Genomic DNA, 13,566 nt, shown 5'->3' with positions numbered 1-13,566 from the left:
AAGCACCCCGACGCATAAAGCAAATTCATTATATTGCTTAGATCATTCGATCTGATAGATGGAGTGGATGACGTTTGACCAGCTTCGCATTTTCGTGGCCGTGGCCGACCGGCTGCATGTGACGCGCGCCGCCGAGGCGTTGAACCTGACGCAATCGGCCGTCAGCGTGTCGATCGCCAATCTGGAAAACCAGTCCGGGGTAAAGCTGTTTCACCGCGTCGGGCGGCGGATCGAACTGTCCGAGGCGGGCAAGATTTTCCTGGAAGAAGCGCGCCAGATCCTCGCCCGGGTCGAGGCGGCGCGCGTCGTGTTGCAGGATTTGTCGGCCAAACCGCGCGGGCGGCTGCGCCTGCATTCTAGCCAGACGGTGGCAAGCTATTGGCTGCCTGCGCGGCTGATCGCGCTGCACCGGGCCTATCCGGAAATTGACGTGCAGGTATCCGTCGGCAATACCGCGCAGGTGGCCGAGGCGGTGACCGAAGGCAGCGCCGACATCGGGCTGGTGGAGAGCGATATCCACGACACCGGTCTGACCCGGCGCGAAGTTGGCAGCGACCATCTGGCCATCGGCGTGCGGCGCGATCATCCTTGGGCCGGGCGCGACAGGGTTCCGCCCGAAGACTATCACACGGCGCGCTGGATCCTGCGCGAACGTGGCTCGGGCACCCGGGCCGAATTTGAACGCCACCTTGCGCGGCAGGGCATGGCGCTGGATGCATTGATTGTCAGCCTTGAACTGCCCTCGAACGAGGCGATCCTTGGCGCCATTGCTGCCGGGGGCGATGCCACTGTTGTGTCAGATTTGGCGCTGACCCATGCGGGCGCGCTTGCGGTGATTCGGCTGCCCGACGGTCGGCGCCCGTTTTCGGCGCTGACCCATCCCGACCGCCACCAGACGCGCGCGATGGAAGCGTTGTTTGATGTGATGGACGCCGAGCCGGACGGCTAGGCCAGCATCCTGACCAATTCCGCCTTGAACACCGACATGTCCTGACGGCCTTTCACGAAGTTTCCGGCCCCGAAGGCTCCAACGATCCGGTCTTCAGTGCACAGGCCGATCAGCTTGGCGTGCGGTTGCAGCTTGCGCAGTTCCTTTGAAAAGGCGGCAATTTCCGAGTCGGGCCCGTTCCAGTCTATCACGATGGCCTCGAAGCGTGAGGCGCGCAGGGTGGGCCGGGCCGCATCGATGTTTGCGACATGCGTGATGTCGAACCGGTCTGCCAGTGTAGCATCGAAAACCTCGGCGAAATCGCTGTCGGGTTCGATATGCAGAATGCGTTGGGTCTCATTGCCGGTATCGTCTGCCGCCGACTGTGTTGCGGCCACATCGGGGCCTTTGATCGTCGGCACGGTAAACCAGAATTCGCAGCCGCCTTCGTCGAGGTTCTGAAATCCGATCTTGCCACCCATCCGCGTGACGATCTGGCGCGAAATATTCAGCCCCAGCCCGGTGCCGCCCTTCTGGCGGGTCGCCGAACTGTCGGCCTGGGAAAACGGCTGGAAGATCTTGTTCTGAAAGCTTTCGGGAACGCCCGGGCCCGCATCGATGATGCCCACGCGAACAGAGCCTTCGGACGGCGTGCACACCACACGCACCTTCGACCCCCGGGGCGAGAATTTGGTGCCGTTCGACAGCAGGTTCGACAGCACCTGATGAAACCGGTCCGCGTCGGCCTTGATCCAGATATCACTGTCGGGTAGTTCCAGCGCATAGTCGACGCCGAATTCCGTGCCGTAGGGCTGGTTGATCGCCACCGCTTGCGACAGCAGCATATTGATCGATTGGTCCGACACCCGGAATTGTGCCTGACCCGACGACAGCTTTTCCATATCAAGCAAATCATTCACCAGCGAGGCCAGCCGTTCGCTGTTCTTCATCGCCAGCGCCACCAGACGTTCAACTTTTGGGTCCAAAGCGATCTGGGTATTGGCCAGCACCAGCCCCAAAGCGCCCTTGATCGACGCCAACGGCGTGCGCAGTTCGTGGCTGACAGTGGCGATGAAATCGATCTTCAGTTGCTGCGCCGCCTGCCGTTCCGAGATGTCCTGTACCTGAAGCACGAAGGCGGTGGAACCCGTGCTGCTGTTGCGCTCGCGCGTCAGGTGCAACATCGTCCAGATCTCGGTTCCGTCGCTGCGTTGCAGCGGGCGCTCTTCCTGTATCAGTTGTGTCTTGCCCTGTTCCAGATCCGATGTGTCGTCCGATCCGAACAGCGGCGCGCCAGACGCAAGGAAATCGTCCAGCCGCTGGCCCAGAACCTCTTCGGGGGCGGCGCCAAGCAGCGCGCATAGCGCCGGGTTGATGTGAAGGAAGGTGCCCATCGAATCCAGCAGCGCCATGCCATTCGGCGCATCGGTGATGGATTGGCGCATCAGCGCAGATTTCAGCCCAGCTTCGGTTTCCTGCGGGGCGGTGCCCTTTGCAGAAGCCGCGGAACCGGAATGGGTGTCGGTCACATCGGTGGCGAATTTCACCACCTTGAACGGGCGGCCATGCTTGTCGAGAATGGGATTATAGCTGGCTTGAATCCAAACCTCGCGACCGCCCTTGGCAATCCGTTTATAGGTGGCCGACTGAAACTGGCCGCGCGCCAGCTTGGCCCAGAACTGAAGATAGGCGTCGCCCGCCGCTTCCTGGGGCGTGACAAACATGCGGTGATGCTGGCCTTGAACTTCGGACATCTCATAGCCGAAGGTTTCCAGAAAGTTGCGGTTTGCCGTAACGATCGTGCCGTCCAGCGACAGTTCGATCGTCATCTGGGAATGCGACAGGGCCTTGATCTGGCCTTGCAGGTCCTCGGCCATGGCCTTGGCGCGGGTGATGTCGGTCGCATATTTCACGATCCGCGTCACCTCGCCCTGTTCATTGAAGATGGGGCTATAGCTGGCTTGAAACCAGACCGTGTGGTTTTGCTTGGTGATGCGGGAAAATTCGCCGGCTTGAAAGGTGCCGTTGCGCAACTGCCGCCAGAAGTTTGCGTAAACCTCGCCGTTGGCCTCGTCTTCGTGCACGAACATGCGGTGGTGCCGGCCTTGGATCTCGGCCAGATCGTAGCCGACCGCTTCAAGGAAGTTGCCGTTGGCCGACAGGATGAACCCGTCGAGATCGAATTCGATGACGGCGTGAGACTTGGCAATCGCCGCCATCTGATCGGCCGAGTCGGACTTGGCCAGCTTGCGGGCGGTGACGTCGAACCCGAACAACCCGATCCGGTCAACCGTGCCCGTGGCCGAGACGGATGGAACATAGGCACCTTCAACCCAGATGCTGCCGCCATCCCGGGCGGGCAGGCGGAATTCGCCACGTTGCGGTTCGCCGCGGTTCAGCGCCGACCAGAATGCCCGGGTCGCGTCGGTGTCATGTGACCTGATCAATTCGGCCCGGGTACGTTCCTGGATCGTCTCGAGCGTAAGCCCTGTCGCTGAAAGAACGTTACCGTTGGCGTCTTGCAGCTCGCCCTCGGATGTGAACCAAGCCACCAGCTGTACCGCGTGAAGCGCGTCGAGAGTTGCGATGTCTGCGGTGGTGACGGTGGCTTGCCTGTGGTGGCCGCCTAGGCCGGCGGCGTCCGTCAGTACTTGGGTATTCATATTCAAGACAGTCTGGGTATTGATACATATTAGATTGCTGCCAATAGCGAAATATCAGCGGTGCCAGAAGCGCCTTGATGCCCGAGCTTGATCGCGATGCCCCGTTTGTTGCCCTGGCAACACGACGCTATTCAGCGTCACAGATAAATCTTTTCGCCGATACTTCAGGGGCGCAGCAGGCAGTTTCGATGGCGTATACCAAGAAGCCTGATGGCGGAGAGACAGGGATTCGAACCCTGGGTGGGCTTGCACCCACAACGGTTTTCGAGACCGCCCCGTTCGACCACTCCGGCACCTCTCCGCGGGGGTCTGTGGAGCGACCGTGTAACCAGATCGCCTCCGGGTGGCAAGGGGAGAAATCACAGAAAATTCAAACTTGCGATTTGCCATTGCCCGTTAACCCAAATCGCCTAGGATCCCCGGTATGACCCATGCTCCTGCGCGTCGCGCCCCGCTTCATGTTACCCTGCTCGCGGCCCTCGGCTGCCTTATTGCCTTGGCGATTTCGCCACCGGCTGCCCGCGCTGCCGATCGCGACTCGATCCGTGACTTCCTGAATGTGACCGGCTTCGACATTGCCCTGGACAGTATTGCCTTTTCCGCCGGGTCCGCGCCGCAGATGCTGGGCGTGCAGCCCGATGCTTTTGGTGCCGATTGGACGCGCGTGTCGGGCTCGGTGTTCGACACGGCGATCATGCGCAAGATGGCGCTGGACATTCTTGAGCAAACCTTGACGCAGGAAAACCTGGATCACGCGGTCGACTTCTACGCCTCGGACCTGGGGCAACGGCTGGTCGAAGTGGAAAACGCCTCGCACAGCGAAAGCGATGACAGTATCGCGCAAACGGGTGGGGCCGAAATTCTGGCCGACCTGTCCGAAACCGACCGTGGACAAGCGCGGATTGCCACGCTGGAACGGATGATGGCTGCCATCGACTCGGCCGGGATGAGCCTGCGCGCCATTCAGGAAATTCAGGTGCGGTTTCTCGTGTCGGCCGCCGCCGCAGGGGTGATCGAACTGCGGATGGATCCGGAAGAGCTGCGCGCCGCGATGAAAACGCAAGAAGATGAAATGCGCGCGGCATTGATGGAGTCGTCGATGAAATCTGCGGCGTTCACCTACAAGGATATCTCGGATGCCGATCTGATCGCCTATGCCGAGGCGCTGGAAACACCGCAGATGCAAGAGGTGTATCAGCTGCTGAACGCGGTGCAGTATGAAATCATGGCCAACCGGTTCGAGGTTCTGGCCGCGCGGATGGCCGACCTGCATCCCGGGCAGGATATCTGACGATGCGCGCCTTGCGCTGTCTTCTGGTCTGGGTCACGGCCCTGTTCATCGGGGTGGGTGGCGCAAATGCGGGTGGCCGCGTGCCCGAAATGGAACGGGCCCTGGACTTGGCCCGCGTCGTTGAGGTGCTGCGCGACGAAGGCCTGGTCTATGGCAACGGTTTGAAAACCGATATGCTGTCGGGGCAGGCTGGCGCCTATTATGACCGGCGCATTTCCGACATCTACGACCCAGAGACGATGCTTGATACGCTTGGGTCGCGGATCGGCGCGGGGCTGACCGAGGAACAGATCGACCAGTCGATCGCCTTTTTCACCAGCGACCGCGGCAAACGTATCATTACACTGGAACTGGACGCCCGCGTCGCCATCACTGAACCGGCAGTGGATGAAATGGCCGCGCAGGCACTTTCGCAGGCTGAAGAGGCGCAATCGTCCCGCGTGGCGATGGTAGATCGTTTCATCGACATCAACGACCTGACCGAGCGCAACGTGTCGGGCGCGCTTGGGGCGAATTACCGCTTCTATCGCGGGCTGGTCGATGGCGGCAGCCATCGCATGGGCGAGGGTGAAATCCTTGACCTTGTCTGGTCCGAGGAGGATGCGATCCGCGCCGATACCGATGGCTGGCTGCGCCGGTTCCTGTTCATGGCGTACAGCCCGTTGTCGGAACAGGACATGCAGGCCTACCTGGAGTTTTCCGAAAGCGAGACCGGACAGGCATTGAATGCCGCGCTGTTCGACGGATTTGACCGGATGTACCACACGATCTATTACGCGCTTGGCAGGGCTGTCGCGGACGAACTGCAGGCCAGCGACCTCTAGGCGGGTCGATGCGCCCAGAATCCCTCGAATCCGGTTGACAGCGACGGCTGTTCCTCGCATAAGCCGCGCACCCGGCCGAAGCTTCGCGCCGGGTTTTGTTATCATTCGCCCCGATGGGGGCGCGCTGTCCGGGGCGGCCATTGGCCCGAAACGCCCACCTTGGGGGCCGAAAGACGCGGTAGAAAAAGGACTATGCACATGTTTGCGGTCATCAAGACCGGTGGCAAGCAGTACAAAGTAGCCTCGGGCGATATCCTCCGGGTCGAAAAACTGGCTGCTGACGCTGGCGAAACAGTACAATTCAACGACATCCTGATGCTGGGCGGTGACAAGACCACCGTTGGCGCGCCGCTGATCGAAGGCGCCGGGGTGCAGGCCGAAGTGATCGAACAGATCAAGGGCGACAAGGTCATCAACTTTGTCAAACGCCGTCGTAAGCATGGCTCGCAGCGGACCCGTGGCCACCGTCAGAAGCTGACCCTTGTCAAGATCACCGAGATCCTGGCTTCGGGCGCTGACAAATCCGGTATCAAGGCCGCCATCGGCGCCAGCGCTGCAGGCACCTCGGCCACCGTGTCGGAAAAGGCGCCTGCAAAGAAAGCCAAGCCCGCGGCCAAAGCCGAAGGCGCAGACGATCTGACCAAGCTGTCGGGCGTCGGCCCCGCGCTGGAAAAGAAGCTGCATGGCGCAGGCGTGACCACCTTTGCCCAGATCGCGGCATGGACGGACGCCGATGTTGCTGCTATGGACGAGCAACTGTCGTTCAAGGGCCGGATCGAGCGCGAAGGCTGGATCGAGCAGGCCAAAGAACTGAGCAAAGGCTAAGGAGAGCATAGCATGGCACATAAAAAAGCAGGCGGCTCCTCGCGCAACGGTCGCGATTCCGCGGGTCGTCGTCTTGGCGTGAAACTTTACGGTGGTCAGTCGGCCATCGCAGGCAACATCATCGTGCGTCAGCGCGGCACCAAGTTCTGGCCGGGCGAGGGCGTTGGCCTTGGCAAGGATCACACGATCTTTGCGACCACCGATGGCGCCGTGACGTTCCACAAAGGCCTCAAGGGCCGTACCTTCATTTCGGTTCTGCCAGTGGCGGAGGCCGCAGAGTAAGCCGTACCCGAAGGGTTGCAAAATTCAGGGGATCGGCAAAAGCCGGTCCCCTTTCTTGTTTCCGGCCCAATCGGGGGGACGTGCCACTTGGCGCGCGAGGGGCGGAGCGAATGTATTGATTAAGTTGTTTCGGAGGAGACACACAGGATGAAACTGGATCATATACCCGAACAGGCGGTTGTTGAAACCGAACGCTTCGACCTGCGCCCCCTACGCAAGTCCGATATGGGGCTGATTGGCCACTACGCCGGCGACAAGCGTGTGGCGACGATGACCACGTCGATCCCGCATCCGCTGCCACCGGGCAGCGCCGAGGCCTTCGTGGCGCGCGCCCTGTCGAAGGATCGCGACGAAGACATCTGGGCCATCGACGGCACGAAATCCGACGGCGCCGAGTTGATGGGCATCGTTTCCCTGAAGCCGCTGGACCGCAACCAGTCCGAGGTTGCTTATTGGGTTGCGCCGGTGTTCTGGAACACGGGCCTTGCCTCGGATGCCGTACAGGCGCTGATCGATGCCAACCCGCACGCGGATGACACGATGTTCGCCAGTGTGTTTCAGGACAACCCGGCCTCGGCCCAGGTGCTGACTCATTGCGGGTTCCAGTATCTGGGCGACGCCGAAAGCTACTCGGTGGCGCGCGATGCAACGGTCGCCACATGGACCTACAGCCGCAAATTGTGATGCGACGGCCGGGCCGTTGCGATAAGGAACCGATATGAAATTTCTCGATCTCGCAAAGGTCTACATCCGATCCGGCGGCGGTGGCGCGGGCTGCATCAGCTTTCGCCGCGAAAAATTCATCGAATATGGCGGCCCCGATGGCGGCGATGGCGGCGGCGGCGGCTCGGTTTATGCCGAGGCAGTTGATGGTCTGAACACGCTGATCGATTTCCGCTATCAGCAGCATTTCTTTGCCAAGTCGGGCCAGCCCGGCATGGGGCGCCAGCGCACCGGCAAGGATGGCGACGATATCGTGCTGAAGGTGCCAGTAGGCACCGAGATCCTGGATGAAGATCAGGAGACCGTCATTGCCGACCTGACCGAGGTTGGGATGCGTGTCGAACTGGCACGCGGCGGCAATGGCGGCTGGGGCAACCTGCATTTCAAATCCTCGACCAACCAGGCCCCGCGCCGCGCCAATCCGGGGCAGGAGGGCGTGGAACGCACGTTGTGGCTGCGGCTGAAACTGATTGCCGATGTGGGCCTGCTGGGTCTGCCGAACGCGGGCAAATCGACGTTTCTGGCCGCTACGTCGAACGCGCGGCCCAAGATTGCAGATTATCCGTTCACCACGCTGCACCCGAACCTTGGTGTGGTCGGCGTGGACAACGTCGAATTCGTGGTGGCTGATATTCCCGGACTGATCGAAGGCGCGCATGAAGGCCGCGGCATTGGCGACCGGTTCCTGGGCCACGTCGAGCGCTGCGCCGTGCTGCTGCATCTGGTCGATGGCACATCGGAAGATGTGGCCGCCGATTACAACACCATCATCGGAGAGCTTGAGGCCTACGGCGGCGAACTGGCGGACAAGCCGCGCCTGACGGTGCTGAACAAGATCGACGCGCTGGACGAAGAGCAACGCGCCGAGGCCGCCGCCGCACTGGAAGAGGCCAGCGGCGGGCCTGTCATGCAGATGTCGGGCGTGGCCCGGGATGGCGTGACCGACGTGCTGCGCGCCCTGCGCTCGCGCATCGACGCCGACCGCCTGCGCCGCAAACCCGAAACCGAGGATACCGAATGGCGACCCTAACCACCGCCCGGCGCATCGTCGTCAAGATCGGCTCGGCGCTGCTGGTGGATCGGCGCTCGGGTCAGCTGCGCGTGGATTGGCTGCACGCCTTGGCGCAGGACGTGGCGATGCTGCGGGCGCGGGGCGCCGATGTGCTGCTGGTGTCATCCGGCTCCATCGCTTTGGGGCGCAGCGTTCTGGGCCTTGGCAATAGCGATCTGGCGCTGGAACAGTCGCAAGCCGCTGCCGCCGTCGGACAAATCCGGCTGGCCCGCGCATATGAGGAGGCGCTGGCGCCGCATGACATCACCACCGCGCAGGTGCTGGTGACGCTGGAAGACAGCGCCGACCGCCGCCGCTATCTGAACACGCGGGCCACGCTGGGCACGCTTTTGGGCATGAATGTCGTGCCCATCGTAAACGAGAACGACACGGTGGCGACCGATGAAATCCGCTATGGCGACAACGACCGTCTGGCCGCGCAAATTGCGGTGACGGTGGGCGCCGATCTGCTGGTGCTGCTGTCGGATATCGACGGGTTCTATTCCGCCAATCCCTCGCAGGATCCGTCGGCGCGCCGGTTCGATGTGATCGACCGCATCACGCCCGAGATCGAGGCGATGGCCGGCGATGCCGGGTCGGGTCTGTCGAAAGGCGGGATGAAAACCAAATTGATGGCCGCGCATATGGCAATGACCGGCGGCTGCGGCATGGTCATCACCGAAGGGTCGCCCAACCGGCCGCTTTCGCTGCTGGAGCAGGGCGCCAATGCGACGTGGTTCACCGCGCAAGAGGATCCGCAGCTTGCCCGCAAACGCTGGATCGGCGCGATGAAGCCGCGCGGCGAGGTGTACGTGGACGCGGGCGCCGAACGTGCACTGCGCCGGGGCACCAGCCTGCTGCCCGCCGGTGTGACGCGGTTGGGTGGTGATTTCGGGCGCGGCGATCCCGTGAGTATCATCGGTCCGGGCGGGCCGCTGGGGCTGGGGCTGATACGCTATACCGCGGAAGAGGCGGGGCGCATTCGCGGCTGCCATTCTTCGGAAATTGAAGAGCGGCTGGGCTATCCTGGCCGCGCGGCGCTGATCCATCGCGATGATATGGCGGTGTCGCTGGCCGTGGAAACCGGGTAACCTGCGCAAGACAAGGGAAAGGGCAAGACCATGAAAGATCTGGATGATATCGCCGCCGTAATGGCCGACATCGGCACGCGCGCGCGCATCGCCGCGCAGGATCTGGCCTTTGCCCCAGCCGATACGAAAACCCTTGCGCTGACCGCCGCCGCCGAGGCGCTTTGGGCTGCCCGGGATGAAATCAAGCAGGCCAACGCGCGCGATATGGAGTATGGCCGCGAGAAGGGCCTGTCGGACGCGATGATGGACCGGCTGATGCTGGACGATGCGCGAATACAGGGCATGGTCGACAGCCTGCGCACAGTCGCCGCCCAGGTCGATCCTGTGGGCGAGGTTCTTGCCGAATGGGACATGCCCTCGGGCCTGCACATCCAGCGTGTACGCACGCCTTTGGGCGTGGTCGGGGTGATTTATGAAAGCCGCCCCAATGTGACCGCCGATGCCGGGGCGCTGTGCCTCAAGGCCGGGAATGCGGTGATCCTGCGCGGCGGGTCGGAAAGCTTCCACAGCGCCACAGCAATTCACGCCTGCATGGTGCAGGGGCTGCGCGCCGCCGGTCTGCCCGAAGACGCAATTCAGCTGGTCCCGACGCGCGACCGTGCCGCCGTATCCGAGATGCTGACAATGACGGGACAGATCGACGTGATCGTGCCGCGCGGCGGCAAGGGTCTGGTCGGGCTGGTCCAGCGCGAGGCGCGGGTGCCGGTGTTCGCGCACCTGGAAGGCATCGTACACATCTATATCGACAAATCCGCCGATCCGGTAAAAGCAGCCGATGTACTGCTGAACGCCAAAACCCGGCGCACCGGCATCTGTGGCGCGGCCGAATGTCTGCTGGTGCATTCTGACGTGGCTGAAACGCTGGGCCGCGATCTGGTGGCCGCGTTGCTGGCCGCCGGGGTCGAGGTGCGGGCCGAAGGCGCGCTGGCGATTGACGGCACCACCCCGGCCACAGCCGAGGATTGGGGCCGCGAGTATCTTGATATGATTATCGCGGCGCGACCGGTCGACAGCCTTGACGCCGCGATGGCGCATATCCGGCACTACGGATCGAACCACACCGACTGCATCATCACAGAGGATGCCGAGGCGGCGGCGACGTTCTTTCAGCGGCTCGACAGTGCCATCCTGATGCACAACGCCTCGACCCAGTTTGCCGATGGGGGCGAATTCGGCATGGGGGCCGAAATCGGGATTGCGACGGGCAAGATGCATGCGCGCGGGCCGGTGGGTGCAGCACAGCTCACCAGCTTCAAGTATTTGGTCACCGGAAACGGCGCACTGCGCGGCTGATCCAAGCTGTTCTGCCGCTTCAGGTGGCTCTGCCGGGTCGCGCGACTAGAACCGGATCGAAAGCGCCTCGGCGTCGCGCGTCGTGGTCAAGCGGCGCCCGGCGTCTTGCGCCAGCACGGGCAACAGGGCGAATTGCACCCGCGCGGGCGCCAGATCGCCGAGCGGGACCGACGCGCTTAGCCGGTCCCACAGCGCCCCATCCAGCCCCGAACAATCGCCGCGCCCGGTTATGGCCCAACTGTCGCCCTCACAGCCGATCTGCGCCTCGCCACCATAGGGCAGAGCGGTTTCAAGGCATTGCAGTGCCAGAAAGGCCAGCCGCACCTCACGTCGGGGCTGGGGATCCTGGGGTTGCCAGTCCATCCGCAGCCGCGCTGTCTGACCATGATCGCGCAGCACGCCCGCCACCTCGGCCCGGCCCAGCATCTGTTCGCCCGCCGCGCCATAGGCGATGCGGAAGAACCGGATGCGCGCATTTGCGCTGGCGACGCTTTCGGCGATCAGGTCGTGTTCCGGGCCTTTGAAAGATCCGGCAAGATCCAGCAACTCCAACCCATTCGAAATAGCCCCGATCGGGCTGATCAGGTCATGGCAAATTCGCGACCCTACAAGTGTTGCCAGTTCTGCGCTAATCTGAGGCATTCTCCCTCCGAGGGCTATGTTCAATGACCGATCTCAATTCGTTTCTGTCGCCGGGAATGCTTGTCACCCATCCCGACCACCCCGAATGGGGTACGGGGCAGGTGCAATCCAACATCGGAGGCCGGCTGACCGTGAATTTCCGCGAACAGGGCAAGGTGGTGCTTGACGGCACCCGGGTTGAATTGACGCCCGTCTTTGATGGATAAAATTGCTTTAGGAAAGGTTAACATAGCCACGACAATTGTGCCAAGTCGCGTAAACCTGTGTTAACGCCGGTTGCCATATGGCGCGTGCCTGCGGTATTTCCCCGCGACCCACGCCGTAAGAGACCGTTCACAGCCATGACATCGTCCCAAGCGCACTTCTCCGTGCGACTGGCCCAAACGTCCGAGGACCTGCGCGCCGCGCAGGCGCTGCGCTATGATGTTTTCGTACGCGAGTTGGGCGCGGGCGGCGAGATGGTCGACCATGTGGAAGGGCTGGAGCGGGACCGCTTTGACGATCACGTCGATCACATGCTGCTGATCGATGATGCCGTGGGCCGTGTGGTGGGCGTGTACCGGTTGTTGCAGCAGCAACAGGCAGAGGCGCTTGGCGGGTTCTACAGCGAAGGCGAATACGATCTGACGCCGCTGAAAAACAGCGGGCGGCGCCTGCTGGAGCTGGGCCGGTCGTGCCTTGCGCGCGACTATCGCGGCGGGATCGGCATGCACCATATGTGGCAGGGGCTGGCCGACTATGTGCACGAGCGCGAGATCGACGTTCTGTTCGGGACGGCCTCGTTTCATGGCACCGATGCGCAGGCGCTGGCCGAACCGCTGACCATGCTGCACCTGAACCACCTGGCACCGCCCGAATTGCGCGTGCGGGCGCTTGAAAAACACTATCAGCCGATGAATCTTGTCGCGCCCGACCAACTGGACCGGCGCCGCGCGATGGTGGCCGTGCCCGCGCTGATCAAAGCCTATCTTCGTCTCGGCGGCACTGTCGGCGATGGCGCGTATGTCGATCACACATTCAACACCACCGATGTCTGCCTGATCCTTGATACGGCGCGGATGAACGACCGCAGCCGCCGCAGCCTGACAGGCGGGGCAGGGTGAGCCCGCTTTGGAATGCCGCGCCCGAGCCTGACGTGGCGCCGATCTCGCCGCTTGGCTGGCTGCGCGTGGCCTGGCGTGGGTTAATCCTGGGCACGGTTGTCTTCGGCGGTCTGGCGATCCTGTTGACGCTACGGCTGATCGAACGTCCGCTGTTCGGCGCGCGGCGCCCGTTGACCCCATGGATCACGCAATGGGTTTGCCGGGCGGCGTTCTTCATCCTTGGGATCGGGTTTTCTTCCAAGGGGCAGTTGATGCCGATGCCCGGCGCGGTTGTGGCGAACCACAGTTCCTGGCTGGATATTTTTGCGCTCAACGCGCGCAAGCGGGTCTACTTCGTGTCCAAGGCCGAAGTGGCGGGTTGGCCTGGCATCGGCTGGCTGGCCCGTGCCACCGGCACCGTGTTCATCCAGCGTGATCGCCGCCATGCCCGCGCCCAGACCGATCTGTTCCGCACCCGGTTGCGCGCCGGGCACCGGCTGTTGTTTTTTCCCGAAGGCACCTCGACCGACGGGCGCCGGGTGCTGCCGTTCAAGACGACGCTGTTCGCGGCCTTCCTGTCGGACCTGAATATCGACGATCTGCATGTTCAGCCGTGTTGCGTGATCTACAATGCGCCGCCGCGCGAGGATTCGCGTTTTTACGGTTGGTGGGGCGACATGGCCTTTGGCCCACATCTGCTGCAGACGCTGGCAGCGAGACGGCAAGGCGCGGTGCAGGTGATCTATCTGCCGCCCCTGCGCGTGGCGGATTTCAGCGACCGCAAAGCACTGGCCGCCGCCGCCGAAGCCGCTGTGCGCGCAGCGCACCCGCAGGGCGATCTGCGTGATTAGGACGCGATTGGGGCAGGGCG

The 13,566-nt window shown here is 62.8% G+C and carries 14 protein-coding genes and 1 tRNA gene; 12 read left to right on the top strand and 3 right to left on the bottom strand.

Features of this window, described 5'->3' with window-relative positions; genetic code table 11:
- Positions 1 to 67: 67 nt before the first annotated feature.
- The gene (locus FGK64_RS12065; RefSeq protein ID WP_138864312.1) at positions 68 to 949 is read left to right on the top strand and encodes a LysR family transcriptional regulator; all 882 of its coding nucleotides are present in this window, start codon (positions 68 to 70) and stop codon (positions 947 to 949) included.
- Here the strand turns inward: FGK64_RS12065 and FGK64_RS12060 are convergent.
- Both FGK64_RS12060 and FGK64_RS12055 read right to left on the bottom strand, forming a co-directional pair.
- Positions 946 to 3,591: a PAS domain S-box protein gene (locus FGK64_RS12060; RefSeq protein ID WP_138864022.1), complete on the bottom strand. Its 2,646-nt coding sequence runs from the start codon at positions 3,589 to 3,591 to the stop codon at positions 946 to 948. The two genes, FGK64_RS12065 and FGK64_RS12060, sit on opposite strands and share 4 nt — an antisense overlap.
- 211 nt (positions 3,592 to 3,802) lie before the next feature.
- Positions 3,803 to 3,892 (bottom strand) — tRNA-Ser (locus FGK64_RS12055).
- A gap of 123 nt (positions 3,893 to 4,015) precedes the next feature.
- Between FGK64_RS12055 and FGK64_RS12050 the strand changes: the two genes are divergently transcribed.
- The 8 genes from FGK64_RS12050 to FGK64_RS12015 all read left to right on the top strand — a co-directional run bounded on the left by FGK64_RS12050 (position 4,016) and on the right by FGK64_RS12015 (position 10,971).
- The gene (locus FGK64_RS12050) at positions 4,016 to 4,882 is read left to right on the top strand and encodes a DUF2059 domain-containing protein (protein WP_138864021.1); all 867 of its coding nucleotides are present in this window, start codon (positions 4,016 to 4,018) and stop codon (positions 4,880 to 4,882) included.
- 2 nt (positions 4,883 to 4,884) lie between these two features.
- Entirely contained in the window at positions 4,885 to 5,706 is an 822-nt protein-coding gene (locus FGK64_RS12045) for a DUF2059 domain-containing protein (RefSeq protein ID WP_138864020.1), read from the top strand.
- 198 nt (positions 5,707 to 5,904) lie between these two features.
- Positions 5,905 to 6,531 (top strand): 50S ribosomal protein L21, encoded by a 627-nt coding sequence (locus FGK64_RS12040; RefSeq protein WP_138864019.1) that lies wholly within the window; start codon positions 5,905 to 5,907, stop codon positions 6,529 to 6,531.
- Between the two features lie 12 nt (positions 6,532 to 6,543).
- Complete coding sequence (gene rpmA / locus FGK64_RS12035; protein ID WP_138864018.1) at positions 6,544 to 6,813, top strand: 50S ribosomal protein L27; 270 nt, start codon at positions 6,544 to 6,546, stop codon at positions 6,811 to 6,813.
- A gap of 147 nt (positions 6,814 to 6,960) precedes the next feature.
- The gene (locus tag FGK64_RS12030; protein WP_138864017.1) at positions 6,961 to 7,497 is read left to right on the top strand and encodes a GNAT family N-acetyltransferase; all 537 of its coding nucleotides are present in this window, start codon (positions 6,961 to 6,963) and stop codon (positions 7,495 to 7,497) included.
- A gap of 34 nt (positions 7,498 to 7,531) precedes the next feature.
- Positions 7,532 to 8,566 (top strand): GTPase ObgE, encoded by a 1,035-nt coding sequence (gene obgE, locus FGK64_RS12025; protein ID WP_138864016.1) that lies wholly within the window; start codon positions 7,532 to 7,534, stop codon positions 8,564 to 8,566.
- Positions 8,554 to 9,678, top strand: a complete 1,125-nt coding sequence (gene proB, locus FGK64_RS12020) for a glutamate 5-kinase (protein ID WP_138864015.1) — start codon at positions 8,554 to 8,556, stop codon at positions 9,676 to 9,678. Before obgE ends, proB begins: the two co-directional genes overlap by 13 nt.
- A gap of 30 nt (positions 9,679 to 9,708) precedes the next feature.
- The gene (locus FGK64_RS12015) at positions 9,709 to 10,971 is read left to right on the top strand and encodes a glutamate-5-semialdehyde dehydrogenase (RefSeq protein ID WP_138864014.1); all 1,263 of its coding nucleotides are present in this window, start codon (positions 9,709 to 9,711) and stop codon (positions 10,969 to 10,971) included.
- Between the two features lie 45 nt (positions 10,972 to 11,016).
- On the opposite strand, the gene FGK64_RS12010 is transcribed toward FGK64_RS12015, so the two are convergent.
- Positions 11,017 to 11,613 carry a histidine phosphotransferase family protein gene (locus tag FGK64_RS12010; protein ID WP_138864013.1) on the bottom strand — a complete coding sequence of 199 codons (597 nt, stop codon included), beginning with the start codon at positions 11,611 to 11,613 and terminating at the stop codon, positions 11,017 to 11,019.
- Positions 11,614 to 11,636: 23 nt separating this feature from the next.
- On the opposite strand from FGK64_RS12010, the gene FGK64_RS12005 reads away from it, so the two are divergent.
- From FGK64_RS12005 to olsA, 3 genes are all read left to right on the top strand, one after another.
- The gene (locus FGK64_RS12005; RefSeq protein WP_138864012.1) at positions 11,637 to 11,819 is read left to right on the top strand and encodes a DUF3553 domain-containing protein; all 183 of its coding nucleotides are present in this window, start codon (positions 11,637 to 11,639) and stop codon (positions 11,817 to 11,819) included.
- Positions 11,820 to 11,954: 135 nt separating this feature from the next.
- Positions 11,955 to 12,716: an L-ornithine N(alpha)-acyltransferase gene (gene olsB / locus FGK64_RS12000; RefSeq protein ID WP_138864011.1), complete on the top strand. Its 762-nt coding sequence runs from the start codon at positions 11,955 to 11,957 to the stop codon at positions 12,714 to 12,716.
- Positions 12,713 to 13,546 carry a lyso-ornithine lipid O-acyltransferase gene (gene olsA, locus FGK64_RS11995; RefSeq protein WP_138864010.1) on the top strand — a complete coding sequence of 278 codons (834 nt, stop codon included), beginning with the start codon at positions 12,713 to 12,715 and terminating at the stop codon, positions 13,544 to 13,546. Before olsB ends, olsA begins: the two co-directional genes overlap by 4 nt.
- Positions 13,547 to 13,566: the final 20 nt, after the last annotated feature.

Origin of the sequence: Arenibacterium halophilum (assembly GCF_005938225.1) — a bacterium.
Taxonomy (GTDB): Bacteria; Pseudomonadota; Alphaproteobacteria; order Rhodobacterales; family Rhodobacteraceae; genus Arenibacterium; species Arenibacterium halophilum.
Note: the sequence above shows the minus strand (reverse complement) of the source record. Positions and strands in the feature narration are given on the sequence as shown.